The following is a 20,881-nucleotide window of genomic DNA, read 5'->3' on the forward strand; positions in this document are numbered from 1 at the left end:
GTCACCGTACCCGAGGGGGTAATTGCCGTATGAATTGCCAACCTTCCTGCTGGATGGCGCGTCGGCGGCATAATTTAGCCGGGCCAGTGTTAACCCCAGGGAAGAGTCGGGTTAGCGAACGGTGACCAGACATCTGCGGATCGGCGGCTCGCGAGGCCGCGTGTTCGCCTTCGATGGTCTTGAGCTGCCATATCGGGTGGGACACTACCTTCTTATCCCGACAAGGTCAGCGACATATCTTAGATCGGCAACGGACGCATAATCCTCCGCTAACCGGGCGCTAATGACCGCTCCCCGAAACTGCCTTGTCATCGACCGCCCCTGATGGTGCGGTCTCCGAATAGATGGAGGACTCGTATGGCATTCGCGAAGAGAGCCGCCCTTGTCGTGACGGTCGGGGCGGGCGCGGCACTGGCGTTCGGCGCGCCGGCGATGGCCGCCGCGAAGCACGGCGTCACTCTCAAGGCGAACAAGGCCACAGTGAAGGCGAGCAAGGAGATCACCCTGCACGGAAAGTTCTCCCCCGAGCGAAAGAAGGTCGCCTACGTCGCCGTACTGAAGACCAAGGACGCCAAGGGACACTGGGTCCTCGCCAAGGGAGTCGCCCCCCGCAGGCTCGGCAAGGCCGGCACCTTCACGTTCGGCGTCAAGGCCGCCAAGCACCGCGGGACGGAGACCTTCGAGGTCGTCATCGACAAGGTCAAAGGCACGAAGCTCATCGCCGTCGCCACGTCCAAACCGGTGACGGTCAAGGTCGTCAAGTAGGCCCCTTATCGTGCGATCGGGGTCACGACCCCGGTCGCACGATCACTTGCGGCATATACCGGCGAGCAGCCATCCCGAGGGTTCGGACACGGCCCGGTCGGGCCGCCAGTGCGCGGGGAGAACCAGCCCAGGCTCGATCAGATCCAGCCCGCCAAGGAGGGCCGCGATCTGGGCTCGGTCGCGCAACGCCACCGGCACCCCGGCACTCTCGGCCAACCCGTTCAAGAACTCCAGGTCCTCCGGCCCCCACCCCTCAGAGGTGAAGTGACAGACCGCCAGGTGACTTCCGGGGGACAGGGCGTCGCTGAACGCGGTCACGATCCCCGCAGGATCGTCCTCATCGAAGACGTAATGCAGGACGGCGACCATCAGCACCCCGACCGGCCGGCTGAAATCGATCAGACCCGTGACGTCCCGGTCGGAGAGGATCTCCGCCGGACGCCGGATGTCGGCCTGAACCGCGGTCGCGGTACGGGAACTGGACAGCAACGCCTGGAAGTGGGTGACAGGAACCGGATCCTGATCGACATAGACGACCGTGGCCTCCGGATCCACCCCGTGCACCACCTCGTGCACGTTGCCGCGTCCGGGCAGCCCACAGCCGAGGTCCAGGAACTGCCGGATCCCGATCGAGAGCATGTAGCGTACGGCCCGCCGCATGAACTTGCGGTTCTCCCGTACCGCGTTGATCGCCACCGGCAACGCCGCCCGGATCTCCTCCGAGACATGCCGGTCAGCCGAATAATTATCCTTCCCACCCAGCGCATAGTTGTACATCCGCGCATCATTCGGCGCGGTGGGATCTACATCCTTCGGCAGAGGCTCACGGTCAGCGATGACAGAGTCCTTCGCGATCCAGAAACGGGATGGAAAGCCTAACGCGACCACGCACACGATGAGCACTCAATGACGATTTGTCCGATATGTCGTTAATCGCGCGGCACCAGCGTGGCGGATGGCGACGCTGCGCTGGAGCGGTGTGACTCAGCGGGCGAGGCCGTGCTGCCAGGCCCAGGCGGCGATCTCGACGCGGTTGCGGGCCTGGAGTTTTTCCTGGACGTGCATGAGGTGCGACTTGACCGTTCCGACGGTGATGGCGAGCTCGGTGGCGATCTCGACGTTCGTCCGTCCTCTGGCCACCTTGGCGACGACCTCTCGCTCCCGGGACGTCAACGCCTCCGCGGTCTGCCCGCCGCGCCCGTCCTCGCGGGCCGACGCCGGCGACCCGAATTCCGATGACGGAACGGCGTGCACGAAGCGTTCCAGCAGCCGTACCGTCACTGAAGGCGAGATGAGTGCGCCGCCGTCCACCGCAGCGCGTACCGCGTCGACGAGGAAGCGCGGACCGGCGTTCTTCAGCACGAACCCCGCGGCGCCCGCACGCAGCGCTTCGTAGACGTACTCCTCGCTGTCGAACGTGGTCACCATGATGATCTTGGTATCCCGGGTCTGCGGGGAGCTCAGCAGGGTACGAGTGGCGGTCAGGCCGTCGATCTTGGGCATCCGGATGTCCATCAGGCACACGTCCGGGCGCAGCCGCTGCACCAGCTCGACCGCCTGCGCGCCATCGGCCGCCTCGCCGACGACCTTGATCCCGTCCTGCGCCTGCAGGATCAGGCAGAACCCGCTGCGGACCATCTCCTGGTCGTCGGCGACCAGCACGCTGATGGGCACGCCGTCAGCTCCTGGGCAGGGACGCCGACAGCTCCCAGCCGCCCTCCGGCTGCGCCCCCCAGTACAGCTCGCCGCCGAGCCCCTCCACGCGCTCGGACAGGCCCAGCAGCCCGAACCCGCTGCTGGCGAACCGGCGTCCGCGGCGTCCATGCGCGGCACCGTCGTTGCGCACGGCCACCCGCACCGTGTCGTGATGCGCCGACAGCAGCACCCGGACACCGGTCGGGTTCCGGACGTGCTTCAGGACGTTGGTCAGCCCCTCCTGCACGACCCGCTGCACCGTGGTGGCCAGCTCAGGCGGCAGGGACGCGAGGTCGAGATCGGGGTCCAGATCCAGATCCGCCCTGGCCCCACCGCGCGCGAACTGCTCCACGTGCGTCTTGATCTGCTCGATCCCCGGGGTCTCGCGGCGCGGTGCCGGACCGGCCCCGTCATCGTGCTCGCGCAGCAGGTGGACCATCCGCCGCATCGCGACCAGTCCGTCCTGGCCCGCCTGCTCGATGTTGGTGAACAGCTTACGGGCCATCTCGTCCCGGACGAGTTCCTGGCCGGTCTGCGCCTGCACCACCACTGCGGTCATGAAGTTGGCGACGTGATCGTGCAGGTCGCGGGCCAGCTCCAGGCGCTCGAAGCGGCGCACGCGGTCGGCCCGCGCGGCCCGCCGGGTGTCCTCGCCGCGCATGTACGCACCCGCGATCACGGCGCCGAGGACGAGCAGCGCAATCGGCAGCTGCGTTGCCGCGCCGACCCACGGGTCGGAGATCCGGTTCTGCAACACCATGATCGTCACACTCAGCGCGGCGCCGACGACGAACGCCTGCACACGGCTCGCGCTCCGGCAGACCCCCACCAGCAACCCCAGCAGCACCGCGAACTCGGTCACCCCGAACGTCCGCTGCGCGACCGTCTCGTGCAGGACGTAGGTGAACGCGCAGGACAGCGCCACGGCGGTCAGCGCCACCCCGATGACCGGGACGTCGTACCGCAAGGCCGCGACCGCCAGTCCGAGCATGATCAGGCCCATGCTCATCAGCGCGATACCGGACGGATCAGTGGTCACCAGGGACGCGTCCAGGAAGAGGAGGCACACGACCCCGAACACGGCGGCGACCATCCGTGGTTGCGGGACGGCGACTCGGCGCAAGGAGAGCATGCGGCAACCTTAGAGCGCCGGTTCGGGATGGCGTATCTGACTTTCGGCCGAGTCGGACCCATCTGACTTTCGGCGGAGTCGACCCCAGCGGAATCCGCCCGGCGACCGATCCGCCCGAGCCCCGATGCGCGGCAGTCTCTTCCCATGCTCTCCCCCAACGCCGAACGCTGAAGGAGCGACCATGCCGACCACCGATTCCACCATTCCCACAAAAGCCGGTCGCGCGAAGTCCGTCGCCGCGAGAACCAGGACCGCCCGGCGGTGGCCCCTGAGGACGGCACTCGCCGCCCTCGTCCTCGCCGCCGCGGCGGTACCGGTCGCCGCCGGATGCTCGTCGCTGTTCGGCAAGACCCACCAGGTACGGATGGAGGTGACCGGCTCCGGATCAGCACAGGTCGCCTACGCCTTCTCCGGGGACAGCCTCCGCCCGCCTCGCCGGGAGAAGCTGACCTGGATCAAGAAGGCCGACGCCGGGTTCGGTTTCAACCGTCTCGACGTCTCCGGCGCGTCACCCGGCACCACCTGCCGGATCCTCGTGGACGGAAAAGAACGCGTCAGGAAGACCGTGGCCGCCGACGGAATCGCCAACTGCTTCGTCAGCGTCCAGAACCACTAGCCGACCGCGTTCGACGGCCGCTGCTTCACGCGGCCGTCCGGTCCGGTCTCGGCGAAGTCGATGACCGGGCGATCTCGGCGCCGAGCACGTCGACCAGCGACCTCACCCCCTACGTCGCGCCCCATCCATTGCCCGTCACGGAGGGGAATCATGGAAATCAGGTCACTTCGTTATGCGATCACGCTCGCGGAGGAGCTGCACTTCGGCCGCGCCGCCCAACGGCACTACATCGGCGCCCAGCCGTTCGGCCGCCACATCCAGAATCTGGAGCGCGAACTGGGCGTCCAGCTATTCGAGCGCACCAGCCGGCGGGTCGCCCTGACCCCTGAGGGTACGCGGGTCCTGGCCGAGGCCCGCGCAATCGTGGACGCGGTTGACGCGCTCACCGACGCGCGCCGCTAGGTGGGCGGAACACGGTCAGCTCCCGACAGAGCCCGCGCGTCATACTGCGAGCCCACTGATGTTGATGCCTCGGCCCCAGCCGCGCTCGATCATCTGGGGTGCGACAGCTCGCACACAGCGCAGGTAGCCCAGAACCCTGGTCTCCATGTCGAAGCGCAGGTCATCGTCGTTGAGGTCCATGAGACCTGTCGGAGGTCCGCCGGCCGCCTTGGCCGCGCCGTTGACCAATATGTCGATGCCACCGAACCGTTCAGTTGCTTCTGCGACCGCGGACTCGACTTTCCCAGGGCTCTCTTGCCGTCCAGTTTCAGGTCCATGATCGCTGCTCCTTTTTCGAGGAGGGTGGAAAGACGGCGATCCGGCCCACGCCGTCGGCGGGCCGGATCGTCATCGCTGTCCGTCTGTCAGATCAGACGTTCCACGTGACACTCTCGTTCTCGTAGAACCAGCGGGTGGCGACGGCCGGGTACTGCCCATTGACTTCCCGGTAGGCCACCGCCTGCCGGTAGGCGGTGCCGGGGGAGAACGAGGTCAGGTAGCACGTACCCGGACTGACCAGGCTTGAGTACAGGCCCCGACTATTCCCGTAGGGAGAAATCTGGAAGTACTCGTTGGTCGAACTGACGTTGCAGAACGCGAAGTATCCGCTCGCCTGCGCTGCCGTCGGCGCGAGCGACGAGGCGGCGATGCCCGCGGCCGTCAGTCCCAGCAGAGCCTTGATTCTGAAGCCCATGTTCGAAGTCTCCATTATTCGGCATCCGCACGATCAGAGGTCCACTCGGGTGAGCGGCCGGTGAAGGCGATGAACCGATCCAGGGGCGAGGCATCGTCGGCGACGACGATCTCCGGACCGAACGGCATGCCCTCCCCCCGGTACTCGGGCTGGACAACCGGCGCCAAGGCCGCGAGCGTCTGTTCACAGATCGCCGCGTCGGGCCGCCAGGGCTGGCCGGTGGCTTTGGCCAGATCCCATCCATGGCCAAGAACCTCGGCGGTGAGCATGCTGATGACCAGGGCACCAGGAAGGACACCACCGAGCTGCGGCACGTTCACCGCACGGCCCTCGACGCCGTTCTCCAACGCGACGCCGACCACGTCGGAGAGGTAATCGATTTCAGCCGCGGCGACCTTCGGATCCGTTGGCCCCTCATAAACCGCAGGATCCGGGCGCTCGTGTCCGTCCGGGTCTGCCAGGGCGACACGGAACAGGTCCAGCCACCCGAGCAGATGCCGCTGAAGAGCGGCGACATCGAACTCAGCGCAAGGGGTGGGCAGCGACGCCTGACCGGGAGCGATATCGCGAACAACCCCCGCGATATCGTCGAGCACAACGAGCACGGCGGCCTCGGCCTTGCTTTCTGTCATGGTCATCTTCCTGTTCTTGGGAGGCTCAACTATGTGATGGGGAAATCAAAATAGGTGTCTGGGTAGGGTTCGTCATTCAGGGTGTAGTGCCACCACTCGCAGTCGTATCGATTAAAATCGCAGGCCTCCATGATGGAGCAGAGGTGTTGGCGGTTTCGCGTTGCGACTGGCGTGATTCCTTTTGCGCCATGGTGTGAGATCGGGTCCATCAGGTCATGGTCGCCGCCCATGGCGGCGAGTTCGCCGGTAGTCAGGTGATAGAGCGTCAGGTCGACGGTGCTGCCTCGGCTGTGGCCGGACTTGGCGGCCACGTATCCCTGTTCGAACATCTCGGGCCTGTCGATGTTCGGGTAGTGCCGCGGCTTCGTCCGGCCGTCTTCCGGCTGTTCCGACCAGCGCAGGAAGCAGTCTACGGCGCGTTGGGGGCGGTATCCGTCCCAGAGAAGCAGGCCGAAGCCAAGGGATGCGGCTTTTTCTTGTGCTCTCTCCAGGGCCGCGCACAAAGCTCTCGTGCCGACGATTCGGTTCACCGCGTATCCGTCGACGGGTTTGCCGGTGAAGTTGTCCCAGGTGGCGTACTTAGCGTCCCACCGTATTCCGGGTACAGCCTCGTCTACGAAGACGAAGTCGTCTTTCATCGGGCTTTCCCCGTCAGTGCCAGCGACACGATCTGGTCGATCACTTCGGTGAGTGACAGCCCGGCGGCTGCCATCATGCGCGGGTAACGGCTGTATGAGGTCAGACCGGGCAGGGTATTGACCTCGTTAAGGACCACTGTCCCGTCTTCCTTCAGGAACATGTCGACTCGCGATAGCCCCCGGCATCCCAGGGCGCGGTAGATGGCCTTTGCTGTCTCCTGGACGAGCGAGCGCTCCTCTGCCGAGATATCGGCGGGCACGATCGGTGTTGAGTTTTCGGAGCCGCTTTCAGGCTCGTTCTCCTGGTGGATTCTGAAGAAGCCGTGGGATAGGGCGATTCGGTCGACCTCGCCGGCGACCAGGTCGAGGTCGTTGCCCAAGATGGCGCATCCGATCTCGCTGCCGATGACGGCTTCTTCGATCAGCACCTTCGAGTCGTACTGTCGTGCGGTCTCCACCGCGCTCAGCAGTTCTTCTTCGCGAGATACCTTGCTGACGCCGAAGGATGACCCCGAACGGGCCGGCTTGACGAAGACGGGGTAGGTGAGCTGGCCGGGGTCAGGGTTCTCGTTCGCCGTGACGGTCCAGAAGTTCGGCGTTGCGATTCCCGCGCTTCTGGCGACGATGTAGGCGAGGGACTTGTCCATGCACAGGGCGGAGCTTTGGATATCGCAGCCGACGTAGGGGATGCCGGAGAGTTCCAGCAGACCCTGCATCGCGCCGTCCTCGCCGAGTTTGCCGTGCAGGACGGGAAACACGAGGTCCAGGCTGATCGCTTCGTATCGCCCCTTTTCCAGGACGAGCAGTCCGTGGACGTTTCTGTCCGGTGACAGCACGGCCGGTCGGCAATCGCCGTTTTCCCAATCCGTGTCGGGACCGTCGCAGAGCTTCCACGCCCCACTCTTCGTGATCCCGATCCAGAACGGTTCATACTTTTCGGCGTCGAGGCTGTTTGCGACCTCTTGGGCGGATTTGACGGAGACGGGGTGTTCTTCGGAGGCGCCCCCGAATATGATTCCGACCTTCAACTTACCCATGCTGCTTCCCGCTTTCGAAGTTCAGGCAATTGATGAGGCTGTTTTCGATCGTGTCGCTCAGAGCGTGGTCTGTGTAATAGGCGATGTGCGGGCTGATGAGCACGTTCGGCAGTTGCTGTAGTCGCAGCAACGATTCGTTTTCTATGGGCTTGTTTCTGAGGTCGGCGTAGAATATTCCTTCCTCGCCTTCGAGGACGTCCAGCGCCGCGCCGCCCAATCTGCCGCTTTCCAGTGCCGGGATAAGGGCTTCGGTGTCGAGGAGTGAACCGCGCCCGGTATTGATGATGAACGCGCCGTCTTTCAGCTGCGCAATGCGTTGGCGATTCAGGAGATGGCGGGTGTCCGCGGTGAGTGGGGTATGGAGCGTGACGATGTCGCTCAGCCGTAGCAGCTCATCGAGAGGAACGTAATCGGCAGCGGCGGCCTTAGGGCGATTGTCATAGGCCAGTATTCGGCAGCCGAAGCCTCGCAGCCTGTCCATGACCGCGGCGCCAATGCGTCCTGTCCCGATCACCCCGATGGTCAGATCGCGTAGTTCCTTCCCGCGTACATCACTCAGTCTGTAGTCATGAGTATCCGCACGGCGGATGATTGATTTCGCGTTGCGTACCGACATCAGCATGAGCATCAGCGTGTAGTCGGCCACACTGTCGGGCGAATAGACGACATTCCCAACGGTAACGCCGACACTCTCCGCGTACTTCACATCGATATGGTTATAACCGATGCTTCTCGTGGAGATGTACTCCACGCCGGCGCGGCCGAGTGCAAGAAGAGTGGGATTCGTAACTCGAGTCTTATGGCCGACGCTGATGCACCGGTTTCCGAAGGCCAATTCAATATTGGCTTCAGATACCGCCGCGTCTGTGATGGTCGGCATTACGCCAAAGCGAGGCGCCATCTCTTCGAACAAGACGGCCTCGTCCTGCCCACATCCATAAATCGTGATTCCCGTTACCGGGAGGGCCGGGGAGGACGCGGACGCCAGCGCTCGGGTGCGGCGGGCCGCTGTTCGTGCCGGTTCGCTGTACCAGTCGGGTGAGCGGCCCGTGAAGGCGATGAACCGATCCAGGGGCGAGGCGTCGTCGGTGACGACGATCTCCGGGCCGAACGGCATGCCCTCGCCCCGGTACTCGGGCTGGACAACCGATGCCAGGGCCGCGAGCGTCTGTTCACAGATCGCCGCGGCGGGCCGCCAGGGCTGGCCGGTGGCTTTGGCCAGATCCCATCCATGGCCAAGAACCTCGGCGGTGAGCATGCTGATGACCAGGGCACCGGGAAGAACGCCGCCGAGCTGCGGCACGTTCACCGTACGGCCCTCGACGCCGTTCGCCAATGCGACGTCGACCACGTCGGCGAGATAATCAATCTCGGCCGCGGCGGCCTTCGGATCCGTCGGCCCCTCATAAGCCGCAGGATCCGGGCGTTCCTGCCCATCCGGGTCCGTCAGCGCGACGCGGAACAGATCCAGCCACCCGAGCAGATGCCGCTGAAGAGCCGCGACATCGAACTCAGCACAAGGGGTAGGCAGCGACGCCTGACCGGGAGCGATATCACGAACAACCCCCGCGATATCGTCGAGCACAACGAGCACGGGGGCCTCGGCCTGGCCTTCCGTCAATTTGAGCACCCTTCGAAAATGAGGACAAGACCACGTACTCGCGGGCGCAGCATTAAGGCGCCCCGTCCGGGTGTGCGGTAGCACGTCCGTGGGTGAGGATCGTGCCGTCACACAGCAACACGCGGTATCCAGCCGTGACAGTTGTCACCCGTCACATCGCCATTCCAGGAAAGCATGGACAGGACGGACGATCATCAGCCGAAACGGTTGTGATCCGGCTTCTCACTCACCGATACTCATCGATCACACCGCTGGACACGGTGCAGCCGAGCGGCACCTGACACCAGGAGACCGCGGTCCCATCGCCGTAGTGGCTCCTGGGCTGCGGGCCGGCCGGGGCATCCTGCCGCCAGGCCGGGCGACGCGGATCGCCCGGCGCAAGGCCGTGTAGATGCAGACGGCGCTGGTCCACTAGGGGCGCGCTCGAAGACCTGGCGGTCCGTAAGCGGATACATGACCGCCAGGTCTTTCAGCGAGGGTCGGATCTCAGCAGGGAGTAGACGTACACGTCTCGGCGTTCGTCTCCGGCGGACCACCAACGGCGGAGGAGTCCTTCACGTTGGTAGCCGACCCGCTCGGCAGTGCGCCAGGAGGCTTCGTTCCAGGGCTCCACGTACAGCTCAAGGCGGTCGATCCCGGGCAGCGTGAACGCCCACGCCGACAGCATGCGCAACGCATGTCCTGCCATCCCCTGGCCACGCTTTCGTTCGGCGAGCCAATATCCGACGCTTGCTCGCCCGTTCTGCAGATCCTTCAATCCCAGTCCGATATGCCCGACAGCGTTGCCGGTTTCTGCGTCCGCGATGGCGAAGTAATATCTGATGCTTTCGGTGTAGTGGCTTCGCGCTATGTCGATCAAGGCCTGCATTTGATCAATATTAGATGTTTCCTGAATTGCCTTGCTCTGAACAAGCACCGGATCGATCGGAACAATCAGCGGATCGCTGGAGACTTCTTGAATGAATTCCGCATCGCCGTCCGAAAAAGCCCGCAGCACGAGCGGACCGTCTTCGATTCGAGGGAAGGGAGCGAGCGTTGACATGACGGCAATCTCCCACACGTTGACTAGAACGGGTGATCTCAACTGGGGTAATGCTGATCGGGCTACAAGGTATACCCGACGTCGAAATTGGGCGTGGTCCCACTGGGGGGTATTCGTTAGCCGCCCAGGTAGTGGGACCAGAACTTTTTTGGCTGATGATCAGGCGCTGTGGTCGTGCTGTCATGGAACGGGTACACCTCCTTAATGCCGCATTGGCCGGACGAAACGCTGGGTGACAAGGAGCAAGGCGGAAATGGGCATCGAGGAAAGCCGCGTCGGCGTCGTCGGGGGTAGCATCGCCGGCTGCGCGGCAGCCATCGCCCTCCGGCGGGCGGGCTGCGAGGTCACCGTCTTCGAACGCAGCCCCGACCGGCTGCGGGACCGCGGCTTCGGCATCGGCCTGCCCGTGTCGCAGCGCGATGAGTTCGCGGCGGCCGGGTACCTCGATGCTGCGCTGCCCGCACACCAGACCTGGGAACGCCTCTGGATCGTGGATGACTCTGGCTCGCCCAGTGCCTCCAAGACCGGACGGATCGCGGGGCGCCAGCCGTTCGTGGCCGCGCTCAACAACTGGGGCATCCTGTGGCGCAGCCTGCGTGCGGGCGTGGCCGAAGGGGCATATCGCCAGCCGGTCACGGTCACGGACGTCGAGGCCGACACTGACGGGGCCACGATCGTCACCGACTCCGGGCATCGCCACAGGTACGACCTGGTGGTGGGCGCCGACGGCTATCGGTCCGGCGCCCGGCGCCGTGTAGGCCACGGGACCGGGCCCGACTACGCCGGTTATGTGCTCTGGCGCGGCAGCTACTCCGAGAGCAGGCTGCCGGGCCCGCTTCCGAGTGAGTTCGAGCACGCGATGTCGATGGTGTGCTTCCCGGGCGGCCACGGGGTCTTCTACCTGATCCCTGACTTCGGCGGGGAACAGCGCCGGATGAACTGGGCGGTTTACGGCGCCCTGCCGGAACGGCTGCGCTTCGACGATCCCACGTCCTTGCCGCCAGGGTCGGTGGGCGACGACGTCGCGGCCGTCCTCGACCACATCCTCGCCACGTATTTCCCTCCGTACTGGGCGGACGTCGTCCGTCGCACCACCCGGGACGAACTGTCCGCCCAGCCCATCTACGACGTGACGGCGTCCACCTACGTGGCGGGCCGGCTGCTGCTGATCGGCGATGCCGCCGCTGTCGCACGACCGCACACCGGCGCGGGCGCGGCGAAGGCGCTTGCTGACGCGAGGGCCCTGGAGCGCGCCTGCCGCGAACACGACACCTGGGGGCGGGCGCTCGCCGCCTACGACGAGGAGCGACGCGCGGCCGGCGAGGCCCTCGTCGAGCTCGGGCAGCGCTTGGGCGCGGCCCTGGTGGAGCGGACGCCGCCCTGGGATTCACTGACACCCGGCGAATTCGAGACGTGGATGCGGGCGATTCATCTCACGCCCTACGCCCGCTGAACACGGACCGCACACGATCCGAGGGAAACCGCCGGTCATCCCTCACGGTACGGAACCGGACGGAATCAGTCCCTGACCGCGCAGCTGCCCGGCAACGCGCGCACGGCACGCACGGCGTTGTGGACGCGGGACTTGACCGTGCCCGGCGCGAGGCCGAGAGCGGCCTTGGCCTGCTCCACGTTGTCGCCGAGGTAGTGGGTGCAGATCAGCACCTCGTCACCGTTCACGAGCCTCGACCGAACGCCTGAGGAATACCGGCGGCAGAACGTGTACGTCACCCCGGCAGAAATATTCCGTCAAAAGCAACCTCTATTGCTCCAACCCGACGGCCAGGCATTACTTGTCGCCTCAAGGGGTGCGGCTGTTTCCAGGGCAGCGTGACCGCAGCCGGCAATCATCAAACGAAAAAGTTGTGATCCGACCTCCAGAGGATCGCGCGGAGTCGCACTCCTTAGCAAGCGGGCAAATGTATCCCTTGCGAGCTGTGGAGGGGAATCATGGACATCAGGTCACTTCGTTATGCGATCACGCTTGCGGAGGAGTTGCACTTCGGCCGCGCCGCCCAGCGGCACTACATCGGCGCGCAGGCGTTCGGCCGGCGCATCCAGAATCTGGAGCGTGAACTGGGCGTCCGCCTGTTCGAGCGCACCAGTCGGCGGGTCACCGTGACCCCGGTAGGCGCGCAGGTCGTGGCCGAGGCCCGGGCCATCGTGGAGGCGATGGACGCGCTCACCGACGCGCGCCGTTGGGCCGAATCCGACGAGGAAGGTCCGACTACCGAGGTCTTGGGAAGTGTGGTCGACAAGGCACCGGAATTAACAGAACTGACCGCGATTGTGCCACACGGGTTTCCGGGCCTGACCTTCGTCGGCGAGGACGCGAATGAACGCCGCGCTAAACGCACTTTCCGCCGTATACCCCAGCCCGGCCGCCGGCGTGCCGACTGGCGGCGATCGCCACTCGGCATGCCGGAAACGGGCCCCGCTCAGGCCGCGCGCATCCTCGACCATCCCGCTACGGACTGATGAGGATGGAATCAGCTCAGCTGTTGGGGTCGTCCGGGGTTTTGGCCTCGTCTGATCCGGCCCAGCGGCGCGGGGCGGAGAGCGCGTCCAGCGCGGCCAGGATGACCCGGGCCTCGGCCACGACCCGCCTGCCCGCCGGGGTCACGGTGACCCGCCGGCTGGTGCGTTCGAACAGCCGGACCCCCAGTTCGCGTTCCAGCTCCTTGATGTGCCGGCCGAACGGCTGCGCCCCGATGTAGTGCCGCTGGGCGGCACGGCCGAAGTGCAACTCCTCCGCAAGCGTGATCGCGTAGCGAAGTGACCGGGTGTCCATGCATTCCTCCGTGAATGCGGCTGAGGTCAAGGTTGCGATCGGCGGCGCCGAGTACCGCGGAGGGACACAGGGATCCGGCCGACCGCGCGGCAACGGGAGGAATCCAGCGCTCTGCGGGGCCTGGTGCCGGCGCTCAAGCGCGTCAGGTTTCTCGGAACCGCGGACAGGCCGGGGACGATTTCAATCGCCGCCTTCCTCCGAAAACCGCGGCCGCCTTGCGAGCTCACTCAAGGTGCCTGAAGCTCGATGAGTTGGACCAGCGCTTTGGCGTCCGCCGTACTGTGCCGGGCCAGTTCGGTAAAGAAATGCGCCACGTGGTCGGTGGTCAGGTGGACCCGGAACGCGTCGGTGTCGGCGTAGACCTCATAGAGGTAGAACACCCCAGGGTTCCCGACGTCATGGAACGCCCGGAATTCCACACAGCCCGGCTCCTGCCGGACCGCGGTGGTCAGCGTCGCGACGGCGGCGGCGAGTTGCTCTTCGTGACCGGGGACCGCCCGGATGACGGCGATCATGGGGCGTGGGCCGGGCGGGAGGTCGTCGTTGACCTGGGGCATGAATTCCCGGCCGTCGGCCGGTGCGGCATTCACGGGACCGTCACCGGGGTCCCGGGCAGGACCAGCCGGACGTCGATGTCCGGGGCGATTCTGGTGACCGCCTCGGCGTAGTGCCGTGGGTCGCGGTCGGCCTTGGTGATCATCTGGTCGCCCAGCCGGCCGCTGTGGAAGGCGTAGTGGTGCGGCACGGCCAGCGTCGGCCTGAGCGCCGCTGTCAGCTCGGCCGCTTGTTCGGCGTCCATGACCACTTGCCGCAGGTTCATCGGTCGGATGCACAGGCCGTTGATCGGCAGGATGGCCAGGTCGATGTGGCCGAATCTGTCCGGAATGGCGTCCAGTTCCGGGACGCGTAGTGAGTCGCCGCCGAAGAAGACGGTGCGTCCGGCCGCCTGGATCACGAATGTGACCTCGTGAACGCCGTGCTTGCCGGGGGTCGCGGTCACGGTGAGGTCGCCGACGGCGGTGCCCTCCCATGCCTCGATGGCGCGGACGTCACGGAATCCCTTGTCCCGCGCGATGGCCGCGACGGTGCCCGGCCCGATCAGGGGGACGTCGAGGTCGAACCCGGCGGCGGTCAGGGCGTCGAGGTCACAGTGGTCGTAGTGCTCGTGGCTGACCACGACGGCGTCGATGCGGCCCAGGGTCTGGACCGTCGCGGCGACCGGTTCCCCCTGGTAGTAGGTCGCCGTCTGGGTGAACCACGGGTCGGTGAGGACGCGGAGCCGGCCGATCTCGATCAGCTGGCAGGCGTGGCCGATCCGGGTCACCGTCAATGGAACGCTCATGAGGGAGCCTTTCTCTCTTGGTCGGGATGTCACAGGTCGCCGAGGTCGAGCAGCGCGCCGAGCAGTTCCTCGGGCGTCTCCACCTGGGGAAGGTGGCCGGTGCGGGGCAGCAGCGTGAACGTCGCCATGGGGATCGCGGCCGCATATGCGTGGCCGTACTCGGGGTCGACGATGCGGTCGCTTTCGCCCCACAGGACGTGAACGGGGAGGTCGAGGTCCCTGAGCCGTCCGGCCAGCGTCGGGTCGGACATGGCCCGGCCGGCGTAGCCGATCAGCGCCTGCACGTCCGGGCTCGGCCCGGTGCCCGCGGTGCTCGGCGGAGCGGGTGCCTTCCTCGCGTCATGGAAGGAGTACGAGAGGATCTCGGCCGACGACAGGCCGCTGACGTCGGTCATCGGGTGATCCTCGACCTCGATGCCGATCCCATCGATGATCACCGCGCCGCTGACCCGCGGGCTCTCCTGCAGGGCGATCTCGGCGGCGAGCCAGCCGCCGAAGGAGTTGCCGATCACGGTCACGTCGGTGAGGTCGAGCTGCTCCATCATCGCGACGTACGCCCGGGCCAGCTCGGTGACGCCGGTCAGCCCCGCGGCCTTGGGCGTGCCGCCGAAGCCGGGGTGGGTGGGCAGCAGCACCCGGGAGTGGGTGCGCTCGGCGAGCAGGTCGGCGAACCCGGTCATCGTGCGCACGCCGCCACCGCCGTGCAGCAGCAGGAACGGCCGGGTGCGGTCACGGTCCTGGACCGTCACCTCGACCGGGCCGATGGAGTCGACCTGGAGCGTACGGGTGTCGGTGCGGGTGGGCCGGAGCGTGCCGGCCGTAGTGGGAGTGGTCATCGTTCCTTCTCTCTGTGTGGTGCCCCAACGGGCCAACCTTCATCAGGAACCTTATATAAGGTTCCTGATCTAAGCAACCTGAATCGATTGGCTATGATCTCTCGCATGAGCTACCGCCCGGCTGATGTCGCCTTGGCCGTCAAACGCCTGCAGTACCGTCACCACCGCGCGCTGAACCGCGCCCTGACGCCTCTGGGACTCTCGCTTGTGCAGTGGGACACGCTGCGTCACCTGCACCGGCAGCCGGACGCCTCGCTGCACGACCTGGCGGTGCTGACCTTCCAGACCGACCAGTCCTTCGGCTCACTGGCCACCCGGATGGCCGACCGCGACCTGATCGAACGGGTCCCCGGGCCGGGGCGAGCCGTCAAGCACCGGCTCACCGAGAAGGGCGAGCGGCTGCGCGCCGCAGGCCAGGACGCCGTGGACGCGGTCTTCGCGTCCTCGTTCCAGAATCTGTCGGCTGCCCAACTCGACCAGATCGGAGCGTTGCTGGACGCCGCCCTCGGCCCCGACCCGACGGCCTAGCTGACAAGTCGGGTGATGGTCCGGTCGTGGCCGGCGACGCGGCGCCGGGCGGCGCGGGTGAGTCATGATGCCTCCTACGATGTGGCGGTGAGTTACTCGACGGATCCGCGTGCGGCGCGTAGCCGGGAGGCGATGCTCTCCGCGGCCCGGGAGTTGCTGGTGGGCGAGGGGCCCGGCGCGGTGACTCATCAGCGGGTCGCTCAGCAGGCGGGTGTGGGTCGGGCCACCGTCTACCGGCACTGGCCGCGGCCTGAACAGCTGCTGCTCGATGTCATGAGCGGGGCCGATCTGCCGCTTTTCAAGGATCCGGAGACGCCGGTCCGGCCGTGGCTGCATCGACAGCTTCGGCAGATGGCCGACGAGCTCGCCGTACCCGCGGTGGCCGGCGTCGCTCTGACGTTGCATCAATCGGCGGTCTGGGACCCGGCGATCGCACACCGGCGTGATGAGTCCATTAAGACGATCAGCGAACGGATCTACGCCGCCGTTCGCACGGCAGTGGCGAACGGAGAGGTCGAGACCGACATCGGTTCGGCAGATCTGTCGGCGATGCTGGTCGGGCCGATCGTCTACCACACGACCATGCAGAGCGGCCTGGTCTCCGATGACCTCATCGACCGGCTCATCGACAGCGTCGGGGCCTGGCACGGCTAGCTCGCGCCGCTCGCTTCGGCGATGACGACGATGGCGAAGCCGAAGTGTGCGGCCATCGCCGTGACGCGGATCCAGTCGGTGTGCAACAGCCGTTCGATGCCGCCCCGGTCGGCGGTCTGCCGAAGGCGAAGCTGGAGCGGCACGTCCACGAAGGCGCTCACCGCCCACGAGACGGTCAGCGCGGCAAGGCCGGCCCACAGCGCCCACGACGGCATGCCGTCCGGCGCGACGATGAGCAGAACGATCACCAGGGCGGTGAGCGCGAACTTCGGGATCACGTAGACGGCTCCGCTGCCGTGGCCCTGAGCGGTTTGGACGGCCCTGAACTCCTCAGCGCCGACGGCCCTCCAGCCCGAGAAGACGGCGAAGTGCTCCATGAGGCAGCCGGCCAGGCAGTACGCGGAGAACATGCCGTACACCAGCAGCCACGTCTCAGTGGACAACGGGGATCTCCTCAAAAGACGGCGACGGTCCGGCCGGCGTACGCCGGACTCTCGATCTCGGTGACCATCGCCGCGGCGACATCGGCACGAGCGACCTTCGGCGGCATGAAGCGCCAGGACCGGTCGAGGACGTCCAACGGCACGACCCTGGCCCTGCCCGTCGCCGGTCCGTTGGTGAGCATGACGGGATGAAACACCGTGGTCCGCTGACCGGCGACCACCGCATCCGCGGCCGCCTTGTCGGCGAAACCGTCGCCGAGGACGCGACGCAGGATGACGTCGTACAAGAGCCCCGCCCGGTGGCGGGACTCCCCCGCGCCGAACGAACCCATCCAGGCGACGCGGGACGGCTCGGCCTCGGCGACAGCGCGGGCACCGGCCGACAGGGTGTCGGCCGGTTCTTTCCTGTTGCCCAACGCGCTGATGACCGCGTCGGCGTCCCGGCAGGCCGAGGTGACCGTGCCGGGAACATGCACGTCCGCCTGCCTGACCTCCAGACCCTCATGGACGACGTCGGACAACGCCTCGGGACGTCGAGCCAGCGCGACGACCTCGTGACCCCGCTCGAGCGCAACGCTCAGCACATGACGGCCAGTGGCTCCGGTGGCACCCAAAACGACGATACGCACAGCTCTCCTTTGTGAAGATATTTTCTATGAGACGAGATGTCTCACTGAGAGTCACGCTTCCACACGGAGCATCTGTGAGTCAACTCGTCTCATAGATGGCGCGCGCCGCCTCGTCCGGCCGCGGAACGCCGGCCGATCACGTGGCCACTGTCACTTGTGTGCTGGCCGGAAAGCGCGTCCGAATGGTTCACCACAGCCACGAAAGCCGTGACCCTATCCGCCGGACTACTGTGTCGGGAGCTGTGGGGGATCCGTAGAAGCCGCCTAATCTATATCCGCAAAAAGCGCCTAATCTTCGCGGCTCCCGGAACGAAGTCCGTGGTCAACGGCCTCAGCGGCGTTGCCGGCACCGTCGGACCCGAACGGCCGGTACCGTCGGCCCCTATAGTCGAAGGGCGGTCGGCCGCGCCGGTCCTGAACGGGACACCCAGAACACAACCTTTTCGCCTGATGATTGTCTGCCGGGGTCATGCTGTACTGAAATGGTGATCGAGCCTCAGCGCTCCCATCGTCCGGAGCGCTCGCCCGACGGCAGGGCCCAGTCTCGGAAAGATCCCGGTCGTACTGGAGGTGCTTTACCTCAACCCTGTAGGTAGCCCACTCGCCGTCGACGCACCCGACCCGGGTTGCTCGCTCCAGACGGCGTGGGCTGCGGTATTTCTGCCAGGGTGCCGCCGCGAGGACGTGGTGCGTGGCCCGTTCGACAGTGATGACTTCGCAGGAGAAATCTTTCATGGCTAACGGGGAGCTGTGGCAGACGATCTAATACTTCATGGATTGGATCGGCATTTTCGCGTTCGCGTTTTCTTCCTCACCGCGCGCAAGCGCACCGCGGTGAGGCCCTGCTTCCGCGCGTGCGGCGCCTCGCGATCGCGCAACAGGTAGCGAAACTCCAGCCATAGCGAGCCGACTGCGACCGATGTCGCTCGATCGTGGTGAGACGGGCTACGTGCAGAGCTCTCACCACCGTCGCCGTACTGAGCCGTGTGGCCACCATTTCGGGCGTCGGATGGACATCTCAAATCCGCAAGGCGGCGCCTCGCATCAAAGGAGATACTGTGCAATACCGTTCCCTATTGGCCCCCACCGCGATCCTCACCGCCGCGGCTTTGACCGCTACCGCGTGCGGCAGCCGTGGCGGTGACGCCGCCGGCGGCAGTGACAAGAACGCCGTTGTCATCGGTGTCGATGCTCCACTCACCGGGTCCCTCTCGGCGATCGGGCTGGGCATCAAGAACTCGGTCGACCTCGCCACCAAGATCGCCAACAAGAACGGCGAGGTCCCGGGAGTCACGTTCAAGGTCCAGGCACTCGACGACCAGGCGCAGCCTTCGGCCGGTCAGCAGAACGCCGCCAAGCTCGTGGCCGACTCTTCCGTCGTCGGCGTGGTGGGGCCGTACAACTCCGGTGTCGCGCAGTCGATGCAGAAGGTGTTCGACCAGGCGAATGTCACCGAGGTCTCGCCCGCCAACACGAGCCCCGATCTCACCCAGGGGCCGAACTGGAAGAGCGGCGCGAAGACCCGCCCGTTCCACTCCTACTTCCGCACCTCGACCACCGATGCCCTTCAGGGTCCCTTCGGGGCCAACTACGCCTTCAAGCATGCGCACAAGAAGAAGGTCTTCCTCATCGATGACAAGCTGACGTACGGCGTCGGCCTGGTGAGCACGTTCAAGACCCAGTTCACCAAGCTCGGCGGCCAGGTCGTCGGCCAGGACCACGTCGCCGAGAAGCAGAAGGACTTCTCGGCCACCGTCGCACGGGTGAAGGCGTCCGGCGCCGACTTCGTCTACTACGGAGGCCAGTATCCCGAGGCGGCGCCGCTGAGCGCTCAGCTCAAGGCCGGCGTCCACATCCCGGTCATGGGCGGAGACGGCATCTTCGACCCGACGTACATCAAGCTCGCCGGCGCCGCTCGCGCCCAGGGAGACATGGCCACGTCCGTCGGCACGCCGCTGGAGACCCTCCCCACCGCCAAGAAGTTCATCACCGACTACCAGTCGGCGGGCTACAAGGAGCCGTACGCCGCGTACGGCGGGTACTCCTATGACGCCGCGTGGGCCATCATCCAGGCGGTCAAGGCGGCCGTGGCCGCCAATAACGGGAAGCTGCCCGAGAAGCCGCGTCCGCAGGTCCTGGCCGCGATGTCCAAGCTGTCCTTCAAGGGCGTGACCGGCAAGGTCGCCTTCGATGAGTTCGGGGACACCCTGAACAAGCAGCTCACGATCTATCTCGTCAAAGGCGGTCAGTGGGCGGCCGTCAAGTCCGGCACCTTCACCGGCTGATCCCGCACGAAAGCCGCCGGCCGCGTGGGAGAGCCGCTTTCGGGCTCACCACGCGGCCGGCTCGACTGAACCGGCCACCTCGCCGGGCTCCCCCGCGAACACCGAACCATTCGGAGGCCCTTGCGGTGCACGAACTGCCGCAACAGCTGGTGAACGGGCTGCTTCTCGGCTCGATGTACGGGCTGATCGCCGTCGGCTACACGATGGTGTACGGCATCGTCCAGCTCATCAACTTCGCCCACGGCGAGATCTTCATGACCGGGGCGTTCGGCGCCCTCACCGTCTATCTCTGGCTCCCCCACGGCATGAGCCTGTGGATCGCTCTTCCCCTCATGCTGATCGGGGGGATGGCCGTCTCCGTCTCGATCGCGGTGCTGGCCGAGCGTCTCGCCTACCGGCCGCTGCGCGGCGCTCCTCGCCTCGCGCCGCTCATCACCGCCATCGGCCTGTCCATCGGTCTTCAGCAGGTGGTCTGGGCGTTCTATCCGGGCGCCAAGTCGCCGCGAACCTTTCCGCAATTCTCCGGAACGGGCCACCACCTGGGCCCGGTCACCGTTCAGACCGCGGACCTGTTCCTGATCGTCGCGGCGGCCGCCTCGATGATCATGCTCGGCACCTTCGTACGGAGCACGCGCACCGGACGCGCCATGCAGGCCACGGCCCAGGACCCCGACACCGCCAAGCTCATGGGCATCAACACCGACCGCATCATCGTCATCGCCTTCGCCCTCGGTGCCGCGTTCGCGGCGATCGCCGGAGTCGCCCAAGGGCTGCGGTTCGGGCAGATCGACTTCACCATGGGCTTTCTCGCCGGGCTCAAGGCCTTCACCGCGGCCGTTCTCGGCGGTATCGGCGACATCTACGGCGCCATGCTCGGCGGTCTGGTCCTCGGTGTCGCCGAGGCCCTCGCCTCGACCTACATCCAGGACATTCCCGGCATGAGTCAGCTCGGGGGCGGCGCTTGGCAGGACGTGTGGTGTTTCGCCCTGCTCATCCTCGTACTGCTGCTGCGCCCCCAGGGCCTGCTCGGCGAACGCGTCGCGGACAGGGCGTGATGATC

25 protein-coding genes and 2 pseudogenes are annotated in these 20,881 nt (G+C 66.1%); 9 read left to right on the forward strand and 18 right to left on the reverse strand.

The features are described from left to right. Positions 1-357: 357 nt before the first annotated feature. Positions 358-765: a hypothetical protein gene (locus tag ACQP2O_RS42290; protein ID WP_433174841.1), complete on the forward strand. Its 408-nt coding sequence runs from the start codon at positions 358-360 to the stop codon at positions 763-765. Between the two features lie 42 nt (positions 766-807). Here the strand turns inward: ACQP2O_RS42290 and ACQP2O_RS42295 are convergent, their stop codons facing one another. The 3 genes from ACQP2O_RS42295 to ACQP2O_RS42305 all read right to left on the reverse strand — a co-directional run bounded on the left by ACQP2O_RS42295 (position 808) and on the right by ACQP2O_RS42305 (position 3,592). Next, positions 808-1,668, reverse strand: a complete 861-nt coding sequence (locus ACQP2O_RS42295) for an SAM-dependent methyltransferase (RefSeq protein WP_433174842.1) — start codon at positions 1,666-1,668, stop codon at positions 808-810. A gap of 81 nt (positions 1,669-1,749) precedes the next feature. Then, positions 1,750-2,439 carry a response regulator gene (locus ACQP2O_RS42300; protein WP_433174843.1) on the reverse strand — a complete coding sequence of 230 codons (690 nt, stop codon included), beginning with the start codon at positions 2,437-2,439 and terminating at the stop codon, positions 1,750-1,752. A gap of 4 nt (positions 2,440-2,443) precedes the next feature. Then, positions 2,444-3,592, reverse strand: coding sequence for a sensor histidine kinase (locus ACQP2O_RS42305; RefSeq protein ID WP_433174845.1), 1,149 nt, complete (start codon positions 3,590-3,592; stop codon positions 2,444-2,446). Between the two features lie 181 nt (positions 3,593-3,773). Between ACQP2O_RS42305 and ACQP2O_RS42310 the strand changes: the two genes are divergently transcribed. Beyond that, on the forward strand, positions 3,774-4,208 hold the full coding sequence (locus ACQP2O_RS42310; protein ID WP_433174846.1) for a hypothetical protein: 435 nt from the start codon (positions 3,774-3,776) through the stop codon (positions 4,206-4,208). A 150-nt stretch (positions 4,209-4,358) separates the two neighbouring features. Next, complete coding sequence (locus tag ACQP2O_RS42315) at positions 4,359-4,610, forward strand: LysR family transcriptional regulator (protein WP_433174847.1); 252 nt, start codon at positions 4,359-4,361, stop codon at positions 4,608-4,610. 39 nt (positions 4,611-4,649) lie between these two features. On the opposite strand, the pseudogene ACQP2O_RS42320 reads toward ACQP2O_RS42315, so the two are convergent. From ACQP2O_RS42320 to ACQP2O_RS42355, 8 genes and pseudogenes are all read right to left on the reverse strand, one after another. Further along, positions 4,650-4,889 (reverse strand): annotated as a pseudogene (locus ACQP2O_RS42320) (SDR family NAD(P)-dependent oxidoreductase); the annotation flags it as partial. 130 nt (positions 4,890-5,019) lie between these two features. Then, positions 5,020-5,343, reverse strand: coding sequence for a hypothetical protein (locus ACQP2O_RS42325; protein WP_433174848.1), 324 nt, complete (start codon positions 5,341-5,343; stop codon positions 5,020-5,022). A gap of 14 nt (positions 5,344-5,357) precedes the next feature. Beyond that, positions 5,358-5,975 carry a TIGR03086 family metal-binding protein gene (locus tag ACQP2O_RS42330; protein WP_433174849.1) on the reverse strand — a complete coding sequence of 206 codons (618 nt, stop codon included), beginning with the start codon at positions 5,973-5,975 and terminating at the stop codon, positions 5,358-5,360. A gap of 29 nt (positions 5,976-6,004) precedes the next feature. Then, positions 6,005-6,613, reverse strand: a complete 609-nt coding sequence (vanX, locus tag ACQP2O_RS42335; protein ID WP_433174850.1) for a D-Ala-D-Ala dipeptidase VanX — start codon at positions 6,611-6,613, stop codon at positions 6,005-6,007. Further along, the gene (gene vanA-Sc, locus ACQP2O_RS42340; RefSeq protein WP_433174851.1) at positions 6,610-7,650 is read right to left on the reverse strand and encodes a D-alanine--(R)-lactate ligase VanA-Sc; all 1,041 of its coding nucleotides are present in this window, start codon (positions 7,648-7,650) and stop codon (positions 6,610-6,612) included. The genes vanX and vanA-Sc overlap by 4 nt, the downstream gene beginning before the upstream one ends. Continuing rightward, positions 7,643-8,638, reverse strand: a complete 996-nt coding sequence (gene vanH, locus ACQP2O_RS42345; protein ID WP_433191338.1) for a D-lactate dehydrogenase VanH — start codon at positions 8,636-8,638, stop codon at positions 7,643-7,645. Before vanH ends, vanA-Sc begins: the two co-directional genes overlap by 8 nt. A 66-nt stretch (positions 8,639-8,704) precedes the next feature. After that, a pseudogene (locus ACQP2O_RS42350) lies at positions 8,705-9,382 on the reverse strand (TIGR03086 family metal-binding protein); the annotation flags it as partial. Positions 9,383-9,740: 358 nt separating this feature from the next. Next, complete coding sequence (locus ACQP2O_RS42355) at positions 9,741-10,313, reverse strand: GNAT family N-acetyltransferase (RefSeq protein WP_433174852.1); 573 nt, start codon at positions 10,311-10,313, stop codon at positions 9,741-9,743. Between the two features lie 253 nt (positions 10,314-10,566). Here ACQP2O_RS42355 and ACQP2O_RS42360 point away from each other — a divergent pair, with 253 nt between their 5' ends. Then, complete coding sequence (locus tag ACQP2O_RS42360; RefSeq protein WP_433174853.1) at positions 10,567-11,766, forward strand: FAD-dependent monooxygenase; 1,200 nt, start codon at positions 10,567-10,569, stop codon at positions 11,764-11,766. A gap of 65 nt (positions 11,767-11,831) precedes the next feature. On the opposite strand, the gene ACQP2O_RS42365 is transcribed toward ACQP2O_RS42360, so the two are convergent. Further along, positions 11,832-11,993 (reverse strand): hypothetical protein, encoded by a 162-nt coding sequence (locus tag ACQP2O_RS42365; protein WP_433174854.1) that lies wholly within the window; start codon positions 11,991-11,993, stop codon positions 11,832-11,834. Positions 11,994-12,263: 270 nt separating this feature from the next. On the opposite strand from ACQP2O_RS42365, the gene ACQP2O_RS42370 reads away from it, so the two are divergent. Continuing rightward, positions 12,264-12,791, forward strand: a complete 528-nt coding sequence (locus ACQP2O_RS42370) for a LysR family transcriptional regulator (RefSeq protein WP_433174855.1) — start codon at positions 12,264-12,266, stop codon at positions 12,789-12,791. A gap of 16 nt (positions 12,792-12,807) precedes the next feature. Here ACQP2O_RS42370 and ACQP2O_RS42375 read toward each other — a convergent pair whose 3' ends face one another. The 4 genes from ACQP2O_RS42375 to ACQP2O_RS42390 all read right to left on the reverse strand — a co-directional run bounded on the left by ACQP2O_RS42375 (position 12,808) and on the right by ACQP2O_RS42390 (position 15,282). Further along, positions 12,808-13,104, reverse strand: a complete 297-nt coding sequence (locus ACQP2O_RS42375; protein WP_433174856.1) for a LysR family transcriptional regulator — start codon at positions 13,102-13,104, stop codon at positions 12,808-12,810. Positions 13,105-13,331: 227 nt separating this feature from the next. Continuing rightward, positions 13,332-13,694, reverse strand: a complete 363-nt coding sequence (locus ACQP2O_RS42380) for a putative quinol monooxygenase (RefSeq protein WP_433174857.1) — start codon at positions 13,692-13,694, stop codon at positions 13,332-13,334. Further along, positions 13,691-14,446, reverse strand: coding sequence for an MBL fold metallo-hydrolase (locus tag ACQP2O_RS42385; RefSeq protein WP_433174858.1), 756 nt, complete (start codon positions 14,444-14,446; stop codon positions 13,691-13,693). Before ACQP2O_RS42385 ends, ACQP2O_RS42380 begins: the two co-directional genes overlap by 4 nt. Positions 14,447-14,475: 29 nt before the next feature. Continuing rightward, positions 14,476-15,282, reverse strand: a complete 807-nt coding sequence (locus ACQP2O_RS42390; protein ID WP_433174859.1) for an alpha/beta fold hydrolase — start codon at positions 15,280-15,282, stop codon at positions 14,476-14,478. A 105-nt stretch (positions 15,283-15,387) separates the two neighbouring features. On the opposite strand from ACQP2O_RS42390, the gene ACQP2O_RS42395 reads away from it, so the two are divergent. Next, entirely contained in the window at positions 15,388-15,810 is a 423-nt protein-coding gene (locus ACQP2O_RS42395) for a MarR family winged helix-turn-helix transcriptional regulator (RefSeq protein ID WP_433174860.1), read from the forward strand. 87 nt (positions 15,811-15,897) lie between these two features. Continuing rightward, on the forward strand, positions 15,898-16,464 hold the full coding sequence (locus ACQP2O_RS42400; RefSeq protein ID WP_433174861.1) for a TetR/AcrR family transcriptional regulator: 567 nt from the start codon (positions 15,898-15,900) through the stop codon (positions 16,462-16,464). On the opposite strand, the gene ACQP2O_RS42405 is transcribed toward ACQP2O_RS42400, so the two are convergent. Then, positions 16,461-16,907, reverse strand: a complete 447-nt coding sequence (locus ACQP2O_RS42405) for a hypothetical protein (protein ID WP_433174862.1) — start codon at positions 16,905-16,907, stop codon at positions 16,461-16,463. The two genes, ACQP2O_RS42400 and ACQP2O_RS42405, sit on opposite strands and share 4 nt — an antisense overlap. Before the next feature lie 11 nt (positions 16,908-16,918). Then, positions 16,919-17,536, reverse strand: a complete 618-nt coding sequence (locus ACQP2O_RS42410; RefSeq protein ID WP_433174863.1) for an NAD(P)-dependent oxidoreductase — start codon at positions 17,534-17,536, stop codon at positions 16,919-16,921. 1,058 nt (positions 17,537-18,594) lie between these two features. Here ACQP2O_RS42410 and ACQP2O_RS42415 point away from each other — a divergent pair. Then, the gene (locus ACQP2O_RS42415; RefSeq protein WP_433174864.1) at positions 18,595-19,821 is read left to right on the forward strand and encodes a branched-chain amino acid ABC transporter substrate-binding protein; all 1,227 of its coding nucleotides are present in this window, start codon (positions 18,595-18,597) and stop codon (positions 19,819-19,821) included. Between the two features lie 125 nt (positions 19,822-19,946). Then, positions 19,947-20,876, forward strand: a complete 930-nt coding sequence (locus tag ACQP2O_RS42420) for a branched-chain amino acid ABC transporter permease (protein WP_433174865.1) — start codon at positions 19,947-19,949, stop codon at positions 20,874-20,876. Positions 20,877-20,881 lie beyond the last annotated feature (5 nt).

Source organism: Actinoallomurus sp. CA-150999 (assembly GCF_050942425.1).
Classification (GTDB): domain Bacteria; phylum Actinomycetota; class Actinomycetes; order Streptosporangiales; family Streptosporangiaceae; genus Actinoallomurus.